At 37.9% G+C, this 21,105-nt stretch carries 16 protein-coding genes and 3 pseudogenes; 16 read left to right on the top strand and 3 right to left on the bottom strand.

Going from position 1 to position 21,105, the window contains the following annotated elements; genetic code table 11:
* Nucleotides 1–67: 67 nt before the first annotated feature.
* The 8 genes from DCC39_RS16595 to DCC39_RS16560 all read left to right on the top strand — a co-directional run bounded on the left by DCC39_RS16595 (nt 68) and on the right by DCC39_RS16560 (nt 9,620).
* Nucleotides 68–898: a thiamine pyrophosphate-dependent enzyme gene (locus DCC39_RS16595; protein ID WP_116556017.1), complete on the top strand. Its 831-nt coding sequence runs from the start codon at nt 68–70 to the stop codon at nt 896–898.
* Between the two features lie 38 nt (nt 899–936).
* Entirely contained in the window at nt 937–2,031 is a 1,095-nt protein-coding gene (locus tag DCC39_RS16590; protein ID WP_116556016.1) for a Glu/Leu/Phe/Val family dehydrogenase, read from the top strand.
* Nucleotides 2,032–2,062: 31 nt separating this feature from the next.
* Nucleotides 2,063–2,824 (top strand): SDR family NAD(P)-dependent oxidoreductase, encoded by a 762-nt coding sequence (locus tag DCC39_RS16585; RefSeq protein ID WP_205948538.1) that lies wholly within the window; start codon nt 2,063–2,065, stop codon nt 2,822–2,824.
* 15 nt (nt 2,825–2,839) lie between these two features.
* Nucleotides 2,840–3,187, top strand: a complete 348-nt coding sequence (locus DCC39_RS16580; protein WP_116556014.1) for a cupin domain-containing protein — start codon at nt 2,840–2,842, stop codon at nt 3,185–3,187.
* Between the two features lie 303 nt (nt 3,188–3,490).
* Nucleotides 3,491–4,957, top strand: a complete 1,467-nt coding sequence (locus DCC39_RS16575) for a sodium/proline symporter (RefSeq protein WP_116556013.1) — start codon at nt 3,491–3,493, stop codon at nt 4,955–4,957.
* Nucleotides 4,958–4,964: 7 nt separating this feature from the next.
* A complete protein-coding gene (locus DCC39_RS16570; RefSeq protein ID WP_205948537.1) occupies nt 4,965–6,422 on the top strand; it encodes an NAD(P)/FAD-dependent oxidoreductase in 1,458 nt (485 codons plus the stop codon).
* 357 nt (nt 6,423–6,779) lie between these two features.
* A complete protein-coding gene (locus tag DCC39_RS16565) occupies nt 6,780–7,250 on the top strand; it encodes an aminoacyl-tRNA deacylase (protein ID WP_240613682.1) in 471 nt (156 codons plus the stop codon).
* Between the two features lie 1,035 nt (nt 7,251–8,285).
* A complete protein-coding gene (locus DCC39_RS16560; RefSeq protein WP_116556012.1) occupies nt 8,286–9,620 on the top strand; it encodes a phytoene desaturase family protein in 1,335 nt (444 codons plus the stop codon).
* A gap of 80 nt (nt 9,621–9,700) precedes the next feature.
* Here the strand turns inward: DCC39_RS16560 and DCC39_RS16555 are convergent, their stop codons facing one another.
* Entirely contained in the window at nt 9,701–11,392 is a 1,692-nt protein-coding gene (locus tag DCC39_RS16555) for a methyl-accepting chemotaxis protein (protein ID WP_116556011.1), read from the bottom strand.
* A gap of 214 nt (nt 11,393–11,606) precedes the next feature.
* Between DCC39_RS16555 and aceA the strand changes: the two genes are divergently transcribed.
* From aceA to DCC39_RS16540, 3 genes are all read left to right on the top strand, one after another.
* Nucleotides 11,607–12,887 carry an isocitrate lyase gene (gene aceA, locus DCC39_RS16550; protein ID WP_116556018.1) on the top strand — a complete coding sequence of 427 codons (1,281 nt, stop codon included), beginning with the start codon at nt 11,607–11,609 and terminating at the stop codon, nt 12,885–12,887.
* Between the two features lie 149 nt (nt 12,888–13,036).
* Entirely contained in the window at nt 13,037–13,525 is a 489-nt protein-coding gene (locus tag DCC39_RS16545) for a PH domain-containing protein (RefSeq protein ID WP_116556010.1), read from the top strand.
* Nucleotides 13,515–14,969, top strand: a complete 1,455-nt coding sequence (locus DCC39_RS16540) for a PH domain-containing protein (protein WP_116556009.1) — start codon at nt 13,515–13,517, stop codon at nt 14,967–14,969. The genes DCC39_RS16545 and DCC39_RS16540 overlap by 11 nt, the downstream gene beginning before the upstream one ends.
* Nucleotides 14,970–15,241: 272 nt before the next feature.
* Here the strand turns inward: DCC39_RS16540 and DCC39_RS16535 are convergent, their stop codons facing one another.
* The gene (locus tag DCC39_RS16535) at nt 15,242–16,000 is read right to left on the bottom strand and encodes a rhomboid family intramembrane serine protease (RefSeq protein WP_116556008.1); all 759 of its coding nucleotides are present in this window, start codon (nt 15,998–16,000) and stop codon (nt 15,242–15,244) included.
* Nucleotides 16,001–16,141: 141 nt separating this feature from the next.
* Here DCC39_RS16535 and acpS point away from each other — a divergent pair, with 141 nt between their 5' ends.
* Complete coding sequence (gene acpS, locus DCC39_RS16530) at nt 16,142–16,495, top strand: holo-ACP synthase (RefSeq protein WP_116556007.1); 354 nt, start codon at nt 16,142–16,144, stop codon at nt 16,493–16,495.
* Between the two features lie 53 nt (nt 16,496–16,548).
* Here acpS and DCC39_RS16525 read toward each other — a convergent pair whose 3' ends face one another.
* A complete protein-coding gene (locus DCC39_RS16525; RefSeq protein ID WP_116556006.1) occupies nt 16,549–16,896 on the bottom strand; it encodes a tyrosine-type recombinase/integrase in 348 nt (115 codons plus the stop codon).
* Nucleotides 16,897–17,259: 363 nt separating this feature from the next.
* Between DCC39_RS16525 and DCC39_RS16520 the strand changes: the two are divergent.
* The 4 genes and pseudogenes from DCC39_RS16520 (at nt 17,260) to DCC39_RS16510 (ending at nt 21,009) form a co-directional block, all read left to right on the top strand.
* Nucleotides 17,260–17,968, top strand: a pseudogene (locus DCC39_RS16520) (hypothetical protein).
* 362 nt (nt 17,969–18,330) lie between these two features.
* Entirely contained in the window at nt 18,331–18,966 is a 636-nt protein-coding gene (locus DCC39_RS16515; protein WP_116556005.1) for a BclA C-terminal domain-containing protein, read from the top strand.
* Nucleotides 18,967–19,103: 137 nt separating this feature from the next.
* Nucleotides 19,104–19,440: pseudogene (locus DCC39_RS19955) on the top strand (IS91 family transposase); the annotation flags it as partial.
* A 265-nt stretch (nt 19,441–19,705) separates the two neighbouring features.
* Nucleotides 19,706–21,009, top strand: a pseudogene (locus DCC39_RS16510) (IS91 family transposase).
* Nucleotides 21,010–21,105 lie beyond the last annotated feature (96 nt).

Here is a 21,105-nt window from a genome sequence, read left to right as displayed (position 1 = left end):
GCTGTCCGGATCAACTGGAAATTCTTCTAAATGTGAGCTCTAAAGATATTATACGAGGAGGGTAAAAATGGAATCTACATTGACGACGAAAGACTATTCAAATGGCAACAAACCAACTTGGTGTCCAGGATGTGGAGACTTTGCAGTATTGAGAGGAATTCAGACAGCGTTGTTATCTTTAAACATAAGACCGGAAAATACCGTTCTTGTATCCGGAATCGGATGTAGCGGAAAAATATCGCATTACTTTGGAGGTTATTCTATACACGCTACTCATGGGAGAACTTTACCCACTGCATTAGGAATTAAGTCATCTCGTCCAGAACTTACAGTGATAGCTGTTGGCGGAGATGGAGATGGTTATGGAATTGGGGTTGGTCATCTTGTGCACGCTGCAAGGAGAAATATACAGATTACATATATTGTGATGGATAACTCTGTTTATGGGAATACAAAAGGACAAACATCACCAACAAGCCCTATAGGTTATCAGTCTTCAACCTCTCCTATGGGTAATAACGATACACCCGTTAATCCTTTGTTATTATCTTGGTCTGCTGGAGCATCGTTTGTTGCTCAAGGTTTTTCTGGGGACTTTAAACATCTCGAAAACTTATTTATTAGAGGGATAGAACATAAAGGCTTTTCATTAATTAATGTTTTTAGTCCATGTGTCGTTTTCAATAAAGCTCAAGGATATGAATACTATCGTGAAAATATTGTTTATCAAGACAGTTCAGTTTCTAACTCTCAAGAATATGTTTCTATGATTACAGAATTTCCAAAGTCAGTCGGAGTTCTTTGGGAAAAGGATATAGAAGAAAGAAAGCTTGCTAATAAACCTGTATATCAAGACAAAAAAGAGATTATATCTTATCTTCATTCTAAATTAGCTTGATGCAGTTGTTAGTCAACATTAAAAAAGAGGTGGAAATGATGGAAGGCAAAATTTTTGAATATCTAGAAAAATACGATTATGAAAATCTGTTCTTTTTTAATGATAACCAAACAGGCTTAAAAGGTGTTATTTGTGTGCATGACACAACTCTTGGACCCGCAACAGGTGGTTGCAGAATGTGGACTTATGCCAATGAATGGGATGCGATTGAGGATGCACTTCGGCTTGGTCGAGGTATGACATATAAATATGCTGCAGCTGGGATTGATCTTGGTGGTGGAAAGGCGGTAATTATAGGGGACCCAAAGACGCAAAAAAGTGAGGCTCTCTTTCGTTCATTTGGACGTTTTATTAACAGGTTAAATGGCTTGTATATAACCGGGTTAGACGTCGGAACAACCTTAAGAGATATGGAAACAATGAGACTTGAAACACCTTATGTTGTTACACTTCCCAGGGAATTTGGTGGTGCTGGACAAATATCCCATTACACAGCTTTAAGTGTATTCCAATCTATGAAAGCGTGTGCAAAGGAAAAATTTGGTGTAGATAATCTTAATGGTCTTCGTGTAGCTGTTCAAGGGATCGGAAGTGTTGGCTATAATGTCGTAAAATATCTTGTACAAGAAAAAGCAATGATAACAATAGCAGATATTGATCAAGACAGAGTAAAAGAAGTGTCGGAAGAGTTTGGAACAAATATTGAAACGCCTGATCGTATCCATGCCCTTGATGTTGATATTTATTCACCTTGTGCTCTTGGTAAGGTCATTAATGATCAATCAATTGAAGAGTTAAAGTGTCAAGTTGTTGCCGGTTCCGCTAACAATCAACTGGCTGAAAATAAACATGGTGATTATCTAGAGGAGTTAGGCATACTTTATGCTCCTGATTATATAGCGAATGCTGGAGGTACTATTTTTGATACCGACCGTTTAAAGCCAGGTGGATTTAATGAGGAGAGAGGGGTTCAGGCTGTTGAAAGAGTCTATGAAACAATGACGGAATTAATTAAAATTTCAAAGGATGAACGGATTCCAACATATCGTGCGGCTGACCTATTGGCTGAAAGAAGAATTGATAGTATAGGAAAGGCAAAACAGTTACGTAAAGAGATCAACATTTCAATGTGATCTTTTTCAAAAATAAATAAAGGAGTGATTTTTGTTGCGTTTAAAGGACAAAGTTTGTATTGTAACAGGTTCAAGTTATGGGATTGGTGAAACGATTGCTGAAAGATTTGCTGAGGAAGGGGCAAAAGTAGTCATTAACTCAAGAAGCCTAGAGCGGGCAAGTAAAACAGCTTCAAAGTTAAAAGAAAAGGGGTATGATGTTATTCCAGTAGCAGCCGATATGTCTGTAAAAAAGTCAGCCAATGCATTAATGGAAAAGACGATGGAGAAGTTTGGGAAAATTGATGTTGTTGTAAATAATGCAGGAATAAATCGAATTGGGCCCGCATTGGAAATAAGTGAAGAAGATTGGCGAGCAGTCATAGATACGAATCTGACAGGTGTATTTTTTGGTTCACAAGCAGCAGGGAAACATATGCAGGCTAGTGGAGGATCGATTATAAATATGACATCAGTATTCGGACAAGTTTGTGTCCCGATGAGAGCAGCATATAGTTCTTCAAAACATGGAATTATTGGTTTGACAAAGGTGCTTGCTGTTGAATGGGCAGAAAAAAATATTCGTGTCAACGCTGTCGCACCTGCTTACATCAAAACACCATTAGATGAAACAGATCAGGATGTTGGCGGTTACGGGGACGATGATGTCGTAAGACGTACACCACTAAGACGTTTCGGCACTACGAAAGAAGTCGCAGATGTCTGTTTATTTTTAGCATCTGATGATGCAAGTTATGTGACAGGATCAACCTATAATGTTGATGGTGGTTGGGTTGCGTACGGAGGATGGTAAAAAAGGAGGGATTTAATGGGTGTTAAATTATTTAAAAAAAAGAAATATTCCTTCGAAATATTAGATGGAACGATAGGGGATGGAAAGGCGGAAATCACTCGTTTTGTTACAGACGAAATTTCTCCTACTCTAGGCGGTGGTATTGTAAAAATGGAGAAATGTAAATTTCCATGGACAGTGCGTTATGATGAGATTTTGTATATAACAGAAGGTGAAGTAATCATAGAAGCAAATGGAGAAAAAATGTTTGGAAAAGAAGGAGATTCATTTTTTATAGAAAAGGAAACATCTATCGTTTATGAGGCTACATCACGAGGTGCTTTTATGTTTTCGTTGTACCCAGCTAATTGGAACAAAAATTAGTTTAAATGTTGCTGCGTCTATTATAGATGCAGCAACTCAAGCAAATTTTAGATATTAAATTATTTGATATTTTTGTAGTGTTGAAGAAGGCATCTTTTTTCAAATCAAATTTGTGCATTTTATATATTCAAATATTTCAACTTTCTTTTTAAAAAAGTCAAAGAGTTTGCACAGAATAATCTAATTATTATGTATATTAAAACTCCTTAAGTGCTTTTCAGTTGGTGATAAGTGTCAAATGAAGGGACCACTCAAAACTGCAAGTAGCCCAGTTTTTAACTTAATAATGGAAGGATGAATAGTATGAGTATTGTGATTTTAATTGAACTCATTATTTACTTTGTGGCAATGCTATTAATTGGAGTCTATTTTAGTCGAAAAGAGTTAGGATATGATGATTATCATCTGGGTGGTAACAAACTTTCAGGTTGGGTTTTGGCTTTTTCTGAAAGATCTACTGAGGCGTCTGCATGGTTACTACTGGGAGCTACAGGTTTTGCTTTTTCGACTGGACTTTCTAGTATATGGTTGTTTATCGGGATGTTAGGTGGAATCATCGTCTCTTGGTTATTTTTAGCTAAAAAATTTATGGAAGAGAGAATAAAATATAATGTTCTGACGCTACCTGATTATTTATCTGCTAGATTCCCCAAACACGGAAATTTAATCAGGGCAATAGGAGCATTAATCATTATTCCTTTCTTTACCTTCTACGTTGGTGCCCAATTTGGAGGAGCAGGTAATACTTTAGAGCAAACAATGGGGATTCAGTCTTTAACGGGCATTCTTGTAATAGCAGCCGTAGTAATTATATATGCATGTTTGGGTGGCTTCTTATCTGTTGTTTGGACAGACGCCATTCAAGCCATTTTAATGGTACTTACACTCGTTGTTTTGCCGATTGTTGCGTTGTTCAAAATTGGAGTAGAGGATCTATCCATTATTGATGCACTTGTTCAAGCTGGAAATGGAGTGAATTCTTGGACAGGGGGTGTAACAGGATTTGCTGTCGGAATCCTCATCTATACAAATCTATCATGGGCTTTTGGTTTTTTGGGGGGACAACCGCATATAAGTGCAAGATTTATGGCGTTAAGAAGTGAAAAAGATGTGAAAACAGGTAGAAATGTTGCGATTACTTGGGGCGTATTGGCATATGGTGGTTCATTTTTAATTGGGATAACAGGGATAACATTATACGGTTCTGGAAATGTTGAGAATGTTGAAATGATCTTACCAATTATGCTCACTGATTTACTTCCAGTATGGTTAGTTGGAATCTTACTTTCAGGTATTCTTGCAGCCATTATGTCAACAGCCTCTTCACAATTATTAGTCGTTACTAGTTCTATAAGTGAAGACGTTTTACACAAAATTATGGGTCTGAAATTGACTGAAAAACAATTTGTCGTGATTTCACGTATTACTGTGATAATTGTTGGAATCATTGGTCTAATATTCGGGCTTATGTCTAAATCCTTAATTTATGTTGTTGTTGGATGGGCGTGGGCAGGAGTTGGAAATAGCTTTGGTGCTGCAGTTCTTTTAACCTTCTTTTGGAAACGGGTATCCGGTGCCGGAATCATTGCTGCACTTCTAACAGGCTCTATTAGTACGATAATATGGATTAGTACGCCTCTCGAAGATATCTTTACTTCCCGTGGAGCAACATTAGTTCTTGCATTATTAGCAGGTGTTATTATAAGTTTGGCTATTCCAGACAAAAAGGACTTTTCAACGGAAAAAGAGGAAGGAATAAAAACAATATAATAAGGGATTGTTCAGAAAAAACCTTAAAGCTGAGGTGTTCAAAATAGGAATAGACAATGCTGACCTATTAAAGTACCATTCATCTAGAAGCTATTGGCTTGAAAGTAGCGGGGATGATTTAACACCCCGACCTAGGTTGAATGAGAAAATAATTGTTGACGTCGCTATTTTAGGTGCGGGCTATACTGGTTTATGGACTGCCTATTATTTATTGCTTCAAAATCCTTCGTTAAAAATAGCAATAATTGAGAGGGAAATCACTGGTTTTGGCGCTTCTGGAAGAAATGCCGGATGGTGTTCACCAAGGTTTTCAGTTACCCCACCTGTAGCTATTGAACGATATGGGAGTGAGAGAGCTAGGGAATTACAATTAACAATGTTCGATACAGTTAATGAGGTTGAACGTGTAATTCAGATCGAAAATATGAATGTAGATTGGAAAAAAGCTGGTTTTTTAAAGGTAACGTTAGGAGAAAATTTACTCTCTCAATTAGAAAATGAGATGAAAACATATCGGAAACTTGGTTTAGAGAATTATTATCAACTTTTAAGCAAAGAGAAAACAGATGAACGAATTCATATTCAAGGTCTTAAAGCTAGCATACTAACGAAAGTTTCAGCCGTTCTTCATCCAGGTAAATTAGTTAGACAACTAGCACGAATCGTTGAAAGGCGCGGAGTAAAAATATATGAGCAGACGGAGGTATTAGATTTTATAGAAGGTGAATCGATGAAACCCCCGAAATTGCTTTTAACTGAGGGTGCTGTTAAAGCGGACGTAGCAGTTATTATAGCTGGAGAGGCATATCTTAGTCAGATGACAAAATTTCGTCGTCGTATTATTCCAATGTACTCTTCTATGATATTAACTGAACCTTTATCAGAGAAGCAGTGGTCTACAATTGGTTGGGAAAATCGAGAGACAGTAGGGTCAAATACTTTAGCTCAAGATTATTTACAGCGAACCGTTGATGGGCGAATTCTTTTCGGAGTAGGAAACGGGGGACCATATCGTTATTCATCTAAAATTAAAGATTCTTTTGATACTTATGGGCCAGTTATTGAATGGTTAAAACAAAGGGTAATCAAATGGTTTCCTTCAATTTCAAGGGATCAATTTACACATGTGTGGGGAGGGCCTATAGGTGTAACTAGTGATTGGACTCCTAACTTTCAATATGATAAACGAACGCGAGTTGCAAAAGCTTTTGGATATTTTGGACAAGGTGTGTCTACCTCGAATTTGGCTGGTCGAATTCTCAGTGATTTAATTACTGAAAGGAAAACTCTTTTAACTAATTTACCGGTGGTGCAACATTCTTCTCCGAAGTGGGTGCCGGAGCCGTTTCGTTGGATCGGAGCTCGATTTATACAATCAGAAATTGAACGGTTAGATAAAATTTCAGATTTAAAGGGAATAGCACCAAAAGGAACTTCGTTTGCGGAACGATTAATTCGTCACTAACTATGTAGATAAGTTTGTGCTAGAAGGTTTAAGGAAAATAAGGTTCCGATAAGTTGGAACTATTCAAAAATTCAGTTCCTTGTTGATCCCGAGATCATGGAAAAACAAGTACGAAGCAAATATATGGATTCGAGCGATAATACAGATAAAAAATTAAAACTATCACTTTCACAAAAGTAATAATTGACCTAAAATGAAGCACTTCGTTTAAGAGCCAAGGCGAATTGACTTGACTCTTAGACGACATTAGCTCGGTTAGTTCACGCTAGGATTAAAAATATGAACAGACAGAATTAGAAGAATACCACGGAAATCTAAATTTCAAAAACTTAATTAGGTCTTATGCCGTAAATAGAGGTGCTTATTTTGGATTTCAATAAAAGGATCAAAGAGTATATACGTGTAAATAATTTGAGAGCTCAATATATTGAATTTAACAATTCTTTTCATACTTTTGAAGCAGCAGCAAGTGAAGTTAAAGGCTCAGTCAACGAGTTTGTTAAAAATATTTGTATGATTGGCGAAGTTGGACAATTGATTGTAGCCATTGTTAAAGGAGAAGATAGAGTAAGTATATTAAGGGTAAGCAAAGTTTTAAACATTAGCCATCCTCGTTTAATTACTAAAAAAGAAGTATTAGAAGCTACGGGCTATCCTGCAGGTGCTGTTCCATCTTTTGGGTTTGAAGCTATCTTTTTAATTGATAAAAAGGTTACAGAATTAGAGTTTGTCTATACAAGTGGGGGCTCCTTTAACTCATTAGTAAAAATCCACATAAGAGAGTTACTAAAAGCTAATAAAGGGGTTGTTAAACGAATAAGAGAATGAGTAATACTATTGGTAAATAATTGAAAAACCTAGTGTAAAAAGCACATTTAATTTTTTACATCTATTTTTTGCTTTCGTGTTATTTTCGGTTTATTATTAGGACCTCTTGTTGTTAACAAAATAGAAAAAAGAATTAGTGCGATAATACCTATTAGTTGCCATAAAGACAGTTATCTCCAAAGAGTGTTACACCGATTATAATTGCTACAGCTGGTTCAATCGTTGAAAGAATAGATGCACGACTCGATTCAATATAGGAAAGCCCATTATGTATAAAGAATATAAGCAAGACAAGTTGGAATTAAGACCAAGCCAGAATATCTCTTAAAACTTCTGCTCTCAAAATCAACGAATTCTTTTTCGATAATATCACGGATGGTGTCATAAATAAACTAGCAAATAGAAATGAGTAAGTGGTAATGGTTAAGGTAGGCTACTTTTCTGTAACATATTACCTAAAATACTATAAAGCGCTTAAAAAAACCTGAGTAAAGACCAGCAACTAAAACGTAAAATGTGATGTTCACTTGCAAATTTTAAGAAAACCGACAGCTAGGCTACATCCTAAAATTGTTAAAAAAAGAGCTATTCTAGTTAAGTATTCTTAAAAAAAGACGGGACATCACAGTAAGCTTATTGTTGGTTTATAGGGATAACCTTCTTACAAGTTTTTAAATTCGTTCTATTCTATAAGTATTTTAAGTGCTTAATCAATCAGTTTGCTATAGAAATTTTGATTTTTTCCAAATCACATAATTCCAATAAAATTTAAGAAGGTCTACCTAAATAGTTTAAATTAATTGACGAGGATGAATTATATTATCTGATGTATCAGATACCAACAAATTTATTTTTCTGGAAACATAAAAATTATTTATCCTTTGTTTTATACGTAGAGCGTTTTATCTGTACCATTATTAACTATAAAAGATGATCTAATTTTTAATATAATAGGTGCAATTTATCAAGGTTACAGTGATAAAATTTGGCAATTTACAATTATTGTAAGAACATACAGAAGAAGGGGGTAGAGTGGTGGCTAATAAGGAAGTAAACAAGGAAGAGGCATTACTTCGATATGACTCAATTGTTGTTGGCGGTGGATTGGCAGGACTGACTTCAGCGGCTTATTTAACGAAAAGAGGAAAAAAAATTTTATTATTAGAGAGAGGAAATCTAGGCGGTAGAGCAATCACCTTAAATGTGAGAGGATATAAAGTTAATTATGGGGCTCATGCTATCTATGGAAGAGATAAGTCAATTTTAAGATTGTTTCAACAAGACCTTGGTCTTAAAATTGATTGGAGGGATTTTACACCTGAGCGTGCAAAATATGATATCGGAAACGGATTGACAGTTATTCCAGCTAATCTTAAAGGATTATTTAATACAAAAAAAGTTAAAGGGGTAGACAAATTAAAATTTACCTTTGAGGTTTTTAAAACAATATTACAAGCACATAAAGGTGATTCAAATACTTCGATTCAAGAATGGATGGGTAAAAAAGGTATTACAGAAGATGTTGCTAACTTAATGTTAACATTAGCCTCGTCTAACTTTTTTACAAGTGAGCCAGAAAACATTCCTTCCGATGTATTTTTTACTTACTATCGACGCCTTTACAAAACAAAAAAGCCTGTCGCGTATATTGCTGGTGGCTGGCATTCATTAATTGAGGAATTTAGCCGTATCATTGAAGAGAACGGTGGTACAATTAAAACGATGGAAGCAGTTGAATCAGTAATTTTCCAAGACAGGGAAATTACTGGGGTTCAAACAAAAAATGGTAACTACCAAGCGAAAGATTTTATTTTTTGTATTCCACCGCGTGAATTAGTTAAAGTGTTTGCGAATAATGAGATTGTTAATATTTTAGACAAGTATGTTAATGCTGATCCGAGCTATGTCTTTATTTATGATGTTGCTTTAAAAAATCGCATCGATGTACCATACACATATGTTTACGATGAAAAAAATAAAATTTTTATAACAGATATATCTTATTACGATGTGGAATGTGTCCCGAAAGAAGGACAACTTCTCCAAGCAATTGGATACCTTAGTAATGATGAGATTGAAAATAAAGAGAAATTGGATGAAAAACTACAGATGATAGAACAATTTTATGATAAGCATTTTCCAGGTTGGCGTGAAAAACTTGTTTTTCCTCGCATTACAAAGAAAGCAGTTGCCCAAGAGATTAAGTGGAAAATGAATCAGCATCCAATGCCTTATTCTTTTGATAAATATCAAAACCTTTTTTTTGCAGGAGATTGGTGTGAAGGAGATGGTCAATTATCCGAATTGTCTTTTTCCAGCGCCTATCATTCATGCTACTTATTGCTGCAAAAAGAATACGAAAAAGTATAATAGAAGCTACTTTTGATTAAAAAAATGTGAATCATATAGATTTTAAAGCCGTGCAATATTTTGCACGGCCTAGATTTTATTCAAAGTTTAAACGTTCTTACCATATCGGCCATTTCATCTGCGAGACGTGTTAGAGCTTGGGCGGACGATGCGATTTCTTCCATCATGGCAAGCTGCTCCTCGCTTGCAGCGGCATTGTCTTGGCTTGTACGCGCATTTTCTTCAGCTGCCTCTTTAACAACGTTCACGCTGCTTACCATTTGATTGCTTCCAGCGGCAATTTGCTCGGCAGCCGTGGTTACTTCTTGGACTCTTGCTTCTACATCTTGGACAGATTTTTCAATTTTATGGAAAACATCACTTAATTCATTTGTTTTTGCCAATCCATCTACTGTTTTTTCTGTCCCTTCTACCATAGAATGGACTGCTGTTGATGTCTCTTCTTGAATCGTGCGGATAAGGTTCGTAATTTGAAGGGCTGAATCCGCCGATTGTTCCGCCAATTTACGCACTTCATCTGCAACGACCGCAAATCCCCTGCCTGCATCGCCGGCTCTCGCCGCTTCAATGGCCGCGTTCAAAGCAAGTAAGCTTGTCTGATCGGAAATGTCAGTAATAAGCGTCACAATTTTGCCGATTTCATTTGAGCGCTCCCCAAGTGTTTCAATGACTTTTGCCGTTTCTTTCACCGTGTTTTCAATCGAATGCATTTGTTCCACCACTTCATTCACCGTGCCAACCCCGTCCTTGCATGAAGTCGAGGCCTCTTCCGCAATCGTTGAAACCGATTCGCTGTTTGCAGCGATTTGCTGGATGCCTGCGGATATTTGATTAATCGTGACAACTGCCTCATTTACACTGTTTAATTGTGCTTCTGCACCAGATGCCATCTGTTCGCTTGAAGCAGCGATTTGTTCTGTTGCATTCGATGATTGCTCAGAACTTGCTGTCAGCTCTTGAGCTGATGCGGTGATTTGTTCTGAAGATTGGTTTACATTAAGTACTAAATTTCGCAATCCTTCTACCATCTTATTTGATGAAGCGACAAGCCGTCCAATTTCATCTTTTGCTTTCGTTTTTAAAGGTTTGCCGCTTAAATCGCCATTTGCCACCCGGTCAAGCCGATTGGCTACACGCAAAATTGGTTTGACGATGACACGAGCTGTTAGAAAAGCGATAATCATTCCAATAATGACAGCACAAGCAATTAAACTGATAATTAACTTTTCAACATTTGCAGCACTTTCAAGAATTGATTGTCCAGAGGCATTCATGCTTTTTTGATTTTCAGCAGCCAACGCTTTTAATTTGAATGTAAGCTGTACGGATTGTGGTTCTGCTTTCTCCAACAATTCCAATGTTTTGTCTGTACGGCCTTCCATAATAAACGTTGGAAGTACTGTTTCCTCAACATATTTTGACCATTCATCATTTAATTTAACGATGTCATCGATTGCCCTCTTTTCATTGGAACGGGCACCCGCATCCAGAAGTTCCTTTTTCAATTTTACGCTTTGGCTCGACAAATCCAAATACTGGGTCCGGTAAGTGCTTGAGTCATATAATATGTATGCTCTTAAAACAGAAACCCGTTCAGTAATGTTTTGTGCAAAATTGTCGCTTGCAACAAGCAGTTCTAGGTCATTTGAAACCATCCTTTTTACATCTTCATTTGAAGCGCGCATATTATAGTAGCTCAAAGATCCTAGCCCTGTCATGAGCAATAAAATAACGATAAAGCCCAAAAACAGTTTGTATTGTAATTTTTTCATTGTTAAAATTCCCTCCCATCTAGTACTATCGGCTGATATTGTCTTAATTTAAGTTAATTTGGTTAGATTAGAAAAAATTATCAAAAAAAGTATTGACCTAAAATATAAGCTGTTATATTATAAGGGCAACAAAGGTTAAATTGTATTATAACAGTGAAGCCTATGCAAAACCTCCAACTTACTGGAGGGAAAAATGAGAGGGAGTGGGAGTAAAATGGCAATTGATCCACAAGAAGTAAGAGAATTGGAAGAAAGCTGGGCAAATGACGAACGTTGGAGAGGAATTGAAAGGCCTTATTCTGCAGAGGATGTATTAAAACTAAGAGGGTCTGTCAAAATTGAATATACGCTTGCTAGAATGGGCGCAGAACGTCTATGGGACTTAATCAACAACGAGCCTTTCGTTCGTTCACTTGGTGCCTTGACGGGGAATCAAGCTGTTCAACAAGTGAAAGCTGGCCTTAAAGCCATCTACCTTAGCGGATGGCAAGTTGCGGCTGACGCGAACCTTGCTGGTCAAATGTATCCTGACCAAAGCTTGTATCCTGCAAATTCAGTACCCGCAGTAGTGAAACGCATTAATCAAGCGCTTCAACGTGCAGATCAAATTGAACATCTTGAAGGAAAAGACGACCGTTACTGGTTCGCTCCTATCGTCGCGGATGCAGAAGCAGGTTTCGGTGGACGTCTCAATGTATTTGAATTAATGAAAGCAATGATTGAAGCTGGAGCTGCCGGTGTTCACTTTGAAGACCAATTGGCTTCTGAGAAAAAATGCGGACATCTCGGTGGTAAAGTATTAATTCCGACAAAGAGTGCGATTCAAAACCTGGTTGCAGCTCGTTTGGCTGCTGATGTAATGGGTGTTCCGACGATTATTATGGCTCGTACGGATGCAAATGCTGCCGACCTAATCACTAGTGACGTGGACGAATACGACCATCCATTCATTCGCAAAGGCGAGCGCACAGAAGAAGGTTTCTATCGTACAAATGCCGGCCTTGATCAAGCAATTGCCCGTGGCCTAGCGTATGCACCGTACGCAGACCTTATCTGGTGTGAAACTGCTGAACCAAACCTTGAAGAAGCACGCCGTTTTGCTGAAGCAATTCATGAGAAATATCCGAATCAATTGCTTGCATACAACTGCTCACCTTCCTTTAACTGGAAAGCAAAATTAAGCACGGAAGAAATCGAAACGTTCCAAGAAGAAATTGCGAAAATGGGGTATAAATTCCAGTTCGTAACATTAGCTGGTTTCCATGCATTGAACAATTCAATGTTCGAACTTGCAAAAGGATACAGCGAGCGCGGCATGGGCGCTTACTCCGAGCTTCAACAGCGTGAATTTGCAAATGAAAAATATGGCTACGAGGCTACTCGCCACCAGCGTGAAGTTGGAACTGGCTACTTCGATGAAGTGGCACAAGTTGTTTCAGGTGGAACAGCTTCAACTACTGCGCTTGCAGGTTCAACAGAAGCAGAACAGTTTTAATTAAAAACAATCATTTTACTAAAGCCTTAAAGGGTTTGTTCCTTTTAAGGCTTTTCTGTTTGGGAAATAAATAAATTTCCGAATAAGATTGAGTGCTGTATCAAGTTCCACTATACTTACTATGTAGAAATACGGTTAGGAGGAAAATGATGCGCACTTTGCCGAAAGAAACACTTGATCCAAAAGCTTTAACCGTTTGGAGAATTAGAGGGATAATTAGCAGTTTAATTTTTGCGTTGATCCCACTTATATATATCACGATTGCGGCTATAGGTTTTTTGCCGATCCCTCCGAGTTGGGTCATTGTTATCATCCTATTATTAATTATTTTTCAAGCAGTTTCTGCTATTGCTTTCATTCCTTCGCTTCGTCTTCGCTATTGGCGTTATGAAGTGACAGAGCATGAAATTGATTTGTACCGTGGGATTTTCATCCGTACAAGGACGCTCATTCCAATGACGCGGGTGCAGCATGTCGATACAAGGGAAGGCCCGCTGTACCGGCATTACAACTTGGCGGCAGTTGTCATTTCTACAGCAGCAACACAACATGAAATACCTGCCCTCTCAAGCGAGATTGCAAATGAATTGAGAGATCGCATTTCAGAGCTTGCACTGGTGGTGGAAGATGATGTTTGAACGCCAACATCAACATCCGGCACTAATTTTGCTTTCACTGATTCAATCTTTAAAGGAAATGCTAATTCCAATCATATTTTTAATATACTCTGCTTTGAAAGATGATACATCCCAGTGGTGGCCTCTAATTGGGTTTTTCGCTCTTATCTTGTTTGTTCTTACTTCAAGTTTTCTTCGCTGGCTTCGTTTTTATTATGATGTTACAGAGAGGGAAGTTCGTATTGAATATGGCATTTTCACCCGGAAACGGCGTTATATTCCTTTTGAACGTATTCAGACCATCAATTTGACGCAAGGGATCATCCACCGAATGTTTGGGCTTGTAAAGTTGCAGATTGAAACAGCGGGAAGCGGTGATGAGCCGGAAGCACAGTTACAAGCGCTTTCCCGAGACAAAGCTGAGCGGTTAAGGGAATGGATACGCGCGCAAAAAGAAAAAAGCAATATTGATGCTTTCATTGAAGAAAAAGATAAAAAAGAGCAATTAAATGAAGAAATTGATTATGAATTTAAACTGTCAAAAAAAACTTTGATTATCGCAGCTTCCACTTCCGGGGGATTTGGTGTTTTATTTTCATTTATCGGTGCTCTTTTTACACAGATTGATAATTTGCTGCCGGAGAATTTTTTCAGCGGAATGTTGGATGCGCTGATTTCGTTAAGTATCTTTTTTATCGTGATTGCCATATTTTTTGTTGCGTTGATTGCCTGGCTCGTTTCAATCGTCAATACGGTATTTAAATTTGGCGGATTTGTTCTAAAAAAGAAGCGGGACGAGCTACAAATTGAAAGAGGGATACTGGAAAAAAGGCAAGTGACCATTCCGATAAATAAAGTTCAAGCGGTAAGAATTGAAGAGGGATTGTTTCGGCAGCCATTTCAACTTGCGGCGATATATGTTGATATTGCAGGTGAGAGCGGTTCGGAAAGCGATCTTTCAACTGTGATCAACCCTCTTATCCATAAAAAAGACGTTATGGCATTTTTAAATCATGTCTTGCCAACATTTGCTCAAGAGATTCCATTCCAATCTGTTCCGAAACGTTCCAGAAGAAGATACATCATTCGAAGCACGTGGTTCTACATTCCATTAATAGGTGCAGCTTTTTGGTTCTTGCCTAAGCAATTTGCGATTGCCTCTTTGCTGCTTTTGCTGTTTGGCATTGTGAGCGGCTGGCTTAAGCATCGTGATGCGGGTTGGTTTCTTAAGGAGAGAACGATTGGAGTACGATTTCGGAGATGGGGAAGAACAACGGTATTGACTCATAAAAAGCGCATTCAATCATTTGAAAAAGATGAGTCCTTCCTTCAAAGAAGAAAGAAACTGGCGACGTTTCATATTTCGGTTTTAGGCGGTTTGTTTGGGAACACATTTACTGTTCAAGATATGGAATTAGAAAAAGCTGATGATCTGTTTCACCAGCTTCGAAGAAAACGTATTTAAATTGCGCGTTCAAAAAGGAGGACAAAAAGAGCTGAGAAGTTCGAGGAAGCAAAGTTCTGAGACTTGCACAGGAAGTGCTGGTTTCTGCGTTGTGCACAGGACGTGCACGTCTATAGCAGAAGAACCTTCCCGTTTGAAGGATGCGTGAGTACCGCAAGAACGAAGCTGGCGAAGAAATTCGACAGCTTAAGATGTTCGACTAAAAGCATCACTTCCTGTGATAACGTCGAACTGGCTCATCCTGTGAGCCTCCGGACTTTTTGAACAACCTTTTAAAAAAACCCGATAAGCAACCCTGCTGCGACAAACAGAATAAACAAGCCCCAAATAATTTTTTTCAGTAGCCGGCTATTTATTCTTCGTTTGTTCTTCCATCGAGTTGGATTGAAAGACGGTTCGCTTACATCGCGGGCTTGGCGCATTTCAATGATAGGCATATATCTCTTTGCCTTATTTAAAATAATTGGGCCAAGTGCCAAGCCGGTAATAAAGCCAAATAAGTGGGCGATAATGTTAATATTTGGCGTCACAAACGTCATAATTAAACCGACAACTAAAATTGTCATGACAATTTGTGAATTGATGCGATCGATCAGATCTTTTCGGAACATGGTCATATAAAGATAAATGCCAAACAATCCATAGATTGAACCAGACGCCCCTAATTGTGTATAAAAAGGATCTTCAAGCCAGTACGTGACTATATTTGCAGTAATGCCCATTACCAAGTAACTTACGATAAATTTGACCTTGCCTAGCATTTGTTCCAATGCAGGTCCGAATAAATAGAGAGAGAACGAATTAAATAACACGTGGGGAAAAGACGCATGCAAAAAGATGGGTGTAACCAACCTCCAATATTCTCCTTGTTCGATAAGCCCGTTTTGCCCAACTCCCCAATACAAAACGGTACTTTCTCCGCCTGGGAAAAAGTTAATGGTTAAAAATAAAATAAAGTGAAGCACGATGAGCCCGGATACAATTGGATAAAATCGCAGGAAGGATCGAAGTGATTCATGACGAATGAACATAAGGGAAATCACCTTCTTTTATCAAAGACTTAACGAGAAAAATAATCTTACTTTTTCATCATACCTCTTAATGAAGAAAAAACAAAGGTTCTAAATATAAGTGTATGAGGGCAGCAAAAAGTTAGAAGGAGACGCGTTCCTATGATTATTGGAATAGGGCTGGATATCATTGAAATGGAACGGATTCAAAGAGCCGTCGAAAGAAAGGGGAAATTTGCCGAACGGATTTTAACCTCATTTGAACAGGAACAGTATAGCCAATTTCCGCCTCAACGACAAATCGAGTTCCTGGCAGGGAGGTTTGCGGCAAAAGAAGCCTATGCAAAAGCAAGGGGCACAGGTATTGGCAAGTTAAGCTGGCAAGACATTGAAGTAAAAAGTATAAATGGAAAACCTGTTATCACTTCACCAAATCATGAAAAAATCCATCTATCCATTACGCACACAAAAACAATTGCGGCTGCCCAAGTGATCATCGAAAGCTTGTCATGCTAGTCAGCATATTGCCCAAAGCCTTGCGTAGCATAGGGGATAGAGGGGGCTAAGAATTATTTAGCCCCAATTTTAGCCCCAGCTAATGTGTTGCTAAAGTCAATGACAGCTTGATTTTCAAATTCTTGTAATGGATGAGCATAAACTGAATTTATCATCGCTGGCGTGTTACCGAGTCGGTCAGCAACAATCTTATCAGGTGTGCCCTGATTGATTAATACGGTTGCATGAGTGTGCCTTAAACCATGTGGTGTGATTCTTTTTATAGCGAGCTTTTCTTTTTTCGCGTATTGATAAATTTTAGAAAAAGCCGAATTTATTGTATTAGAAGCTATCGGAGTCCCGAATCTTGATATAAATACAAAGTCGTTTTCTTTATCAAGGATTAAGCCTTTTGAAAACATAATCTCTATACAATGTTTTTGGTAGAAGCGAAGCTGCTCTAAGAAGAAGGATTCAATGTAGCCAAATTGACTTGTTTATCCATTGTTATTCCAGATACTTACAAACACCAATAGTGCAGAGTCGGAGTTTATTTTTTCCATTCGGGCATATNCGAGTGGAGATCTTACGCACGGTTAAACCTATTTACCAAATTTATCCAGAATTTGGGCGTTAGGATGGCACTCCCTCTGTAAGAATATTCAATCTATACCTGCTTTAAAGGTGTGTTTACTATTCGGTGTAAATTAAGTGATATGAAATTTCGAGAATAAGCGAGTATTCAAGAGATATTTTAACTTTATTGAAGGAGGATAATATAAAAAATGATAAAAGAAGCTATTGAATACATTGTTGGGTTAGGGAATACGAAAATTGAGGATTTGAATGGACAAACTTATTCTACGCAAAAGGTGCACTTAATTGAGAACCCTACTGCACAACCAATTCAAGTTAGAAGTCTTTCTGGTTTAATTGAATATATTAAGTCAGATTCTGATTGGGAAGAAGATTTAATGATTCACGTTCAGTCTCCAACAGAGGTAGAGTGCTTTAGTTCATTTAATGGCGATTACAATCGAAATGTTTTTATCAAAGCAAGTGCAATGCTTCCAGATTATGTTTTTGGTCGCTGGTATGATACTGAAGAATTTAATATTAAACTTCAATCCTGCTTTGTTGCCAATAAAGTATAGAGAGATCATGTTAAAGGTAGTTGGAAACATAAAAGAGGAAGCAGTAAATACGATCGGCGATGATGGTGTTTCCCAGGCTGTTGTTGCAAAAACAGGAGTGGCCACCGTCGCTAATGTAAAAGTGCCTAACCCTGTAATCTTGGCACCTTACCGTACATTTGTTGAAGTAGCACAACCTGAGAGTGATTTTATATTCAGGATGCAGTCAGGTCCAAAATGTTCTTTGTTTGAATCGGATGGTGGCTCGTGGAAACTTCAAGCTATGAAGGATATTAAGACATATATTGAAGCAGAATTAAAGGAAAAAATCCAAGAAGGCAAACTTGTAATAATCGCTTAATCATTAAGTAAAAGTGCCCTCATTCAATTCAGAGGGAGGACACTTTATTTAAACGGAATAACATGAAGTCGTTTTAAGCAAGAATTGGAGAGGATAATCATGCCGGAATTGGATGACAAGCATGTTGAGATTATCGCTAGAACAAGCCCGAGGTCACTCGATAGGCTTTTTTATTATCCAACAATAATAGTGACAAATCCGATAAAAGGACTATAATTAATCTTGGGGAAATAAGAAGAAAGAACTACGATTGACGGATCGCCGTGTGCGATGAAAGTCGCCTGCACGGTGAAGGCTCGTTATAAAACCAATAGGTATAAGACGAGAATAGCGTAGATAAAAGTGATTTGGGAAATGCGATTGTGACAGCAGAGACCAACTTGAATTCAGTAGTGACGAGTACAGATGGTTCAAATGTTAATTCGGATAAGCAATGGGTAACAGAAAGCGTTCGTACGCAGTATGCTTCTTCTATTGAAGCTGCTAAATTAACTATTAACAATCCTAATGCAACACAGAAACAGGTCGATGACAGTATTACAGAGTTGGCAAACGCAACACAAACTTTCAACAACAGCAAGCAGTTAGGTACAAAAGGTGATGTAAATGTAAGTAGTGCATCAAATTCAACTGGATCAATGATTCATGTTTTACTTGGTGGTACTCCTATTCCATTGCCGAATAATCAAGACTTGAATGGTGTAACTGTAACTGGAGCAAATACAATATTTACAGTACAACATGCAGGTCAGTACGAACTGTCTTATGACATTCATTTAACTGCTGCTATGCTAGTCAGTTCTCGAATAATTGTTAATGGAGCTTCAGTTTCGTCTACTGTTGATTCACCAAGTATCTCAAAAAGTGATTTTAATGGGTCAGCGACTGTATCGTTAGCTGCTGGTGACAAAATAAATTTACAACTTTACGGGTTAATTGCGGCAGTTGCTCTTGATTCAGCTAACCCGACTACACTAACCATCAAAAAAATCAACTAAACAATTTAGAGAAGAGGGCTTCCGTTTATGGAAGCTCTTTTTCTTGAGAGATCAGAAAGTATAAAATTTTGGGTCTACCACGGTCACTTTGGCTGTGGTATTTTCAATTTATGGAGATACTAAGTATCCGGCAATAGGAAGCAAGACGTTGGATAGTAAAAGTAAAAAAAACGTTACGTCGTCAAACATGGGAGAACGAGTTATGGCGGGTGGTAAAAAAGATCCTCTCGTTTGTCCGCATTGCGAATGTTACTATAGAATACATAGAATACAAGGGAGAAGTGAGTCTTGAGGATGGAAAACTAGAAATATAAAAGTAGCCTTATGCCCAATAACAAAAGCATATTTAGAAAGGGCGATTAACAATCTCACCGGTATCCAGGCATCGAAAAAAAGCAAGAAAAAGAAGAGAGCCACCAGCTTAAAGCAGTCCAAGAAACAGAGCGTCAGCTATGTCTGTTTCGTGTGTCATGAAAAAGAAGAAATTCTTTTAAGTGTAGTTGGGGATTTTGATTTGATGGATGATGGTGATCCAACAACTCCTCCTATGTTTTCATGCGAACAATGTGGAGGAGAAATGTACCCTGAGTATTATAAAGGAGTACATGGCATAGAGTACAAATTATCGGATGTTCTCTAAAAAAGGACCGGGCCGCTTTTTGCCCGGTTTTTCTTAAAGATAAGAAAGTATAAAATTTTGGGTCTACCACGGTCATTTTGGCTGTGGTATTTTAAATTTATGGAAACAAACATACTTAGACAAATCTTTTTTGATAAATATCAACACTGGGAAGCATTCAAGAAAAAACACGGAGCTAAAATTCGTCCAAACGTTATCAAGGAGGTTGAAAAATTTCGTGATTGTGGGGACATTAAAAAGGGATTTAAGCTTTTTGTTTGTGAAGGCTGCCACGATGTACGAAAAGTACCTTACCGTTGTAAAGGTCGCTTTTGTACCACGTGTTCTATAGGTGAGAGTGAAAAGTGGAGCAGGTTGCTGACCGAAGATGTTCTTCAAGTAAATCATCGACATGTGATAGTTACGATCGATGAAGGATTACGAGATGTTTTTCTTCTTCACCGACATTTGTTAAAAGATTTAATGGACGCAGCGGCAAGATTATTAACAGATTTCTTCAAAAAGAAAGCAAAAGTAACACCTGGAATCATTGCAGGACTTCATACTTTTGGTTCCAGAATTAACTTCAATCCACACGTTCATATGCTGGTAACAATGGGTGGGTTGACAGAAAAAGGAGAATGGAAACAGTATGATTTCCTGCCATTTGCGATGCTTCGTAAACAATGGCAGACCATTGTATTAAAGCTCATTCGGAAAGGAGTAACAGAGAAGGAAAAGAAAAAAATTCAATCAAGACTACAAAAGGCCTACTCAAAGAATGGGGAAGGTTTCTATGTCTATGCCCCAAAACAGAGAGGGAAGGTGAAGGAACAGCTACGCTATATTGGTCGTTATATTCGTCGACCAGCGATTGGAATCAATCGTATCGAGGACTATGATGGTCAATATGTTACATTTAAATACCATGATAAAACCGAAGGCAAAGAGAAGTGTGAAAAGGTAACGGTAGAGGAATTCATTGCACGGTTAATCCGTCATATTCCGGATGAGCAATTTAAAACGATTCGACACTACGGGATGTATTCAAGAAGAATTAAAAATCTTTGTAAAAAGGTACTAAGTGTTTGGCAACAGGAAGCAAGACGTTGGATAGTAAAAGTGAAGAAAACGTTACGTCGTCAAACATGGAGAGAACGAGTTATGGCGAGTGGTAAAAAAGATCCTCTCGTTTGTCCGCATTGCGAATGTTACTATGAATACAAGGGAGAAGTGTGTCTTGAGGATGGAAAACTAGAAATAAAGGTAGCCTTATGTCCAATAACAAAAGCATATTTAGAAAGGGTGATTAACAATCTCACCGGTATCCAGGCATCGAAAAAAGGAAAGAAAAAGAAGAAAACCACCAGCTTAAATCAGTCCAAGAAACAGAGCGTCAGCTATGTCTGTTTAGTGTGTCATGAAAAAGAAGAAATTCCTTTAAGTGTAGTTAGGGATTTCGATTTGATGGATGATGGAGATCCAACAACTCCGCCTATGTTTTCATGCGAACAATGTGG

Origin of the sequence: Pueribacillus theae (genome assembly GCF_003097615.1) — a bacterium.
Taxonomy (GTDB): domain Bacteria; phylum Bacillota; class Bacilli; order Bacillales; family UBA6769; genus Pueribacillus; species Pueribacillus theae.
The sequence above is the reverse complement of the archived record's forward strand: the minus strand, read 5'-3'. Positions and strand labels throughout refer to the sequence as shown.

Coding starts and splice junctions, on each gene's coding strand:
- DCC39_RS16540 (WP_116556009.1), top strand. CDS start 13,515: ATGATGTTTGAACGCCAACATCAACATCCGGCACTAATTTTGCTTTCA.
- DCC39_RS16580 (WP_116556014.1), top strand. CDS start 2,840: ATGGGTGTTAAATTATTTAAAAAAAAGAAATATTCCTTCGAAATATTA.
- DCC39_RS16595 (WP_116556017.1), top strand. CDS start 68: ATGGAATCTACATTGACGACGAAAGACTATTCAAATGGCAACAAACCA.
- acpS (WP_116556007.1), top strand. CDS start 16,142: ATGATTATTGGAATAGGGCTGGATATCATTGAAATGGAACGGATTCAA.
- DCC39_RS16545 (WP_116556010.1), top strand. CDS start 13,037: ATGCGCACTTTGCCGAAAGAAACACTTGATCCAAAAGCTTTAACCGTT.
- DCC39_RS16590 (WP_116556016.1), top strand. CDS start 937: ATGGAAGGCAAAATTTTTGAATATCTAGAAAAATACGATTATGAAAAT.
- aceA (WP_116556018.1), top strand. CDS start 11,607: ATGGCAATTGATCCACAAGAAGTAAGAGAATTGGAAGAAAGCTGGGCA.
- DCC39_RS16575 (WP_116556013.1), top strand. CDS start 3,491: ATGAGTATTGTGATTTTAATTGAACTCATTATTTACTTTGTGGCAATG.
- DCC39_RS16535 (WP_116556008.1), bottom strand. CDS start 16,000: ATGTTCATTCGTCATGAATCACTTCGATCCTTCCTGCGATTTTATCCA.
- DCC39_RS16525 (WP_116556006.1), bottom strand. CDS start 16,896: ATGTTTTCAAAAGGCTTAATCCTTGATAAAGAAAACGACTTTGTATTT.
- DCC39_RS16555 (WP_116556011.1), bottom strand. CDS start 11,392: ATGAAAAAATTACAATACAAACTGTTTTTGGGCTTTATCGTTATTTTA.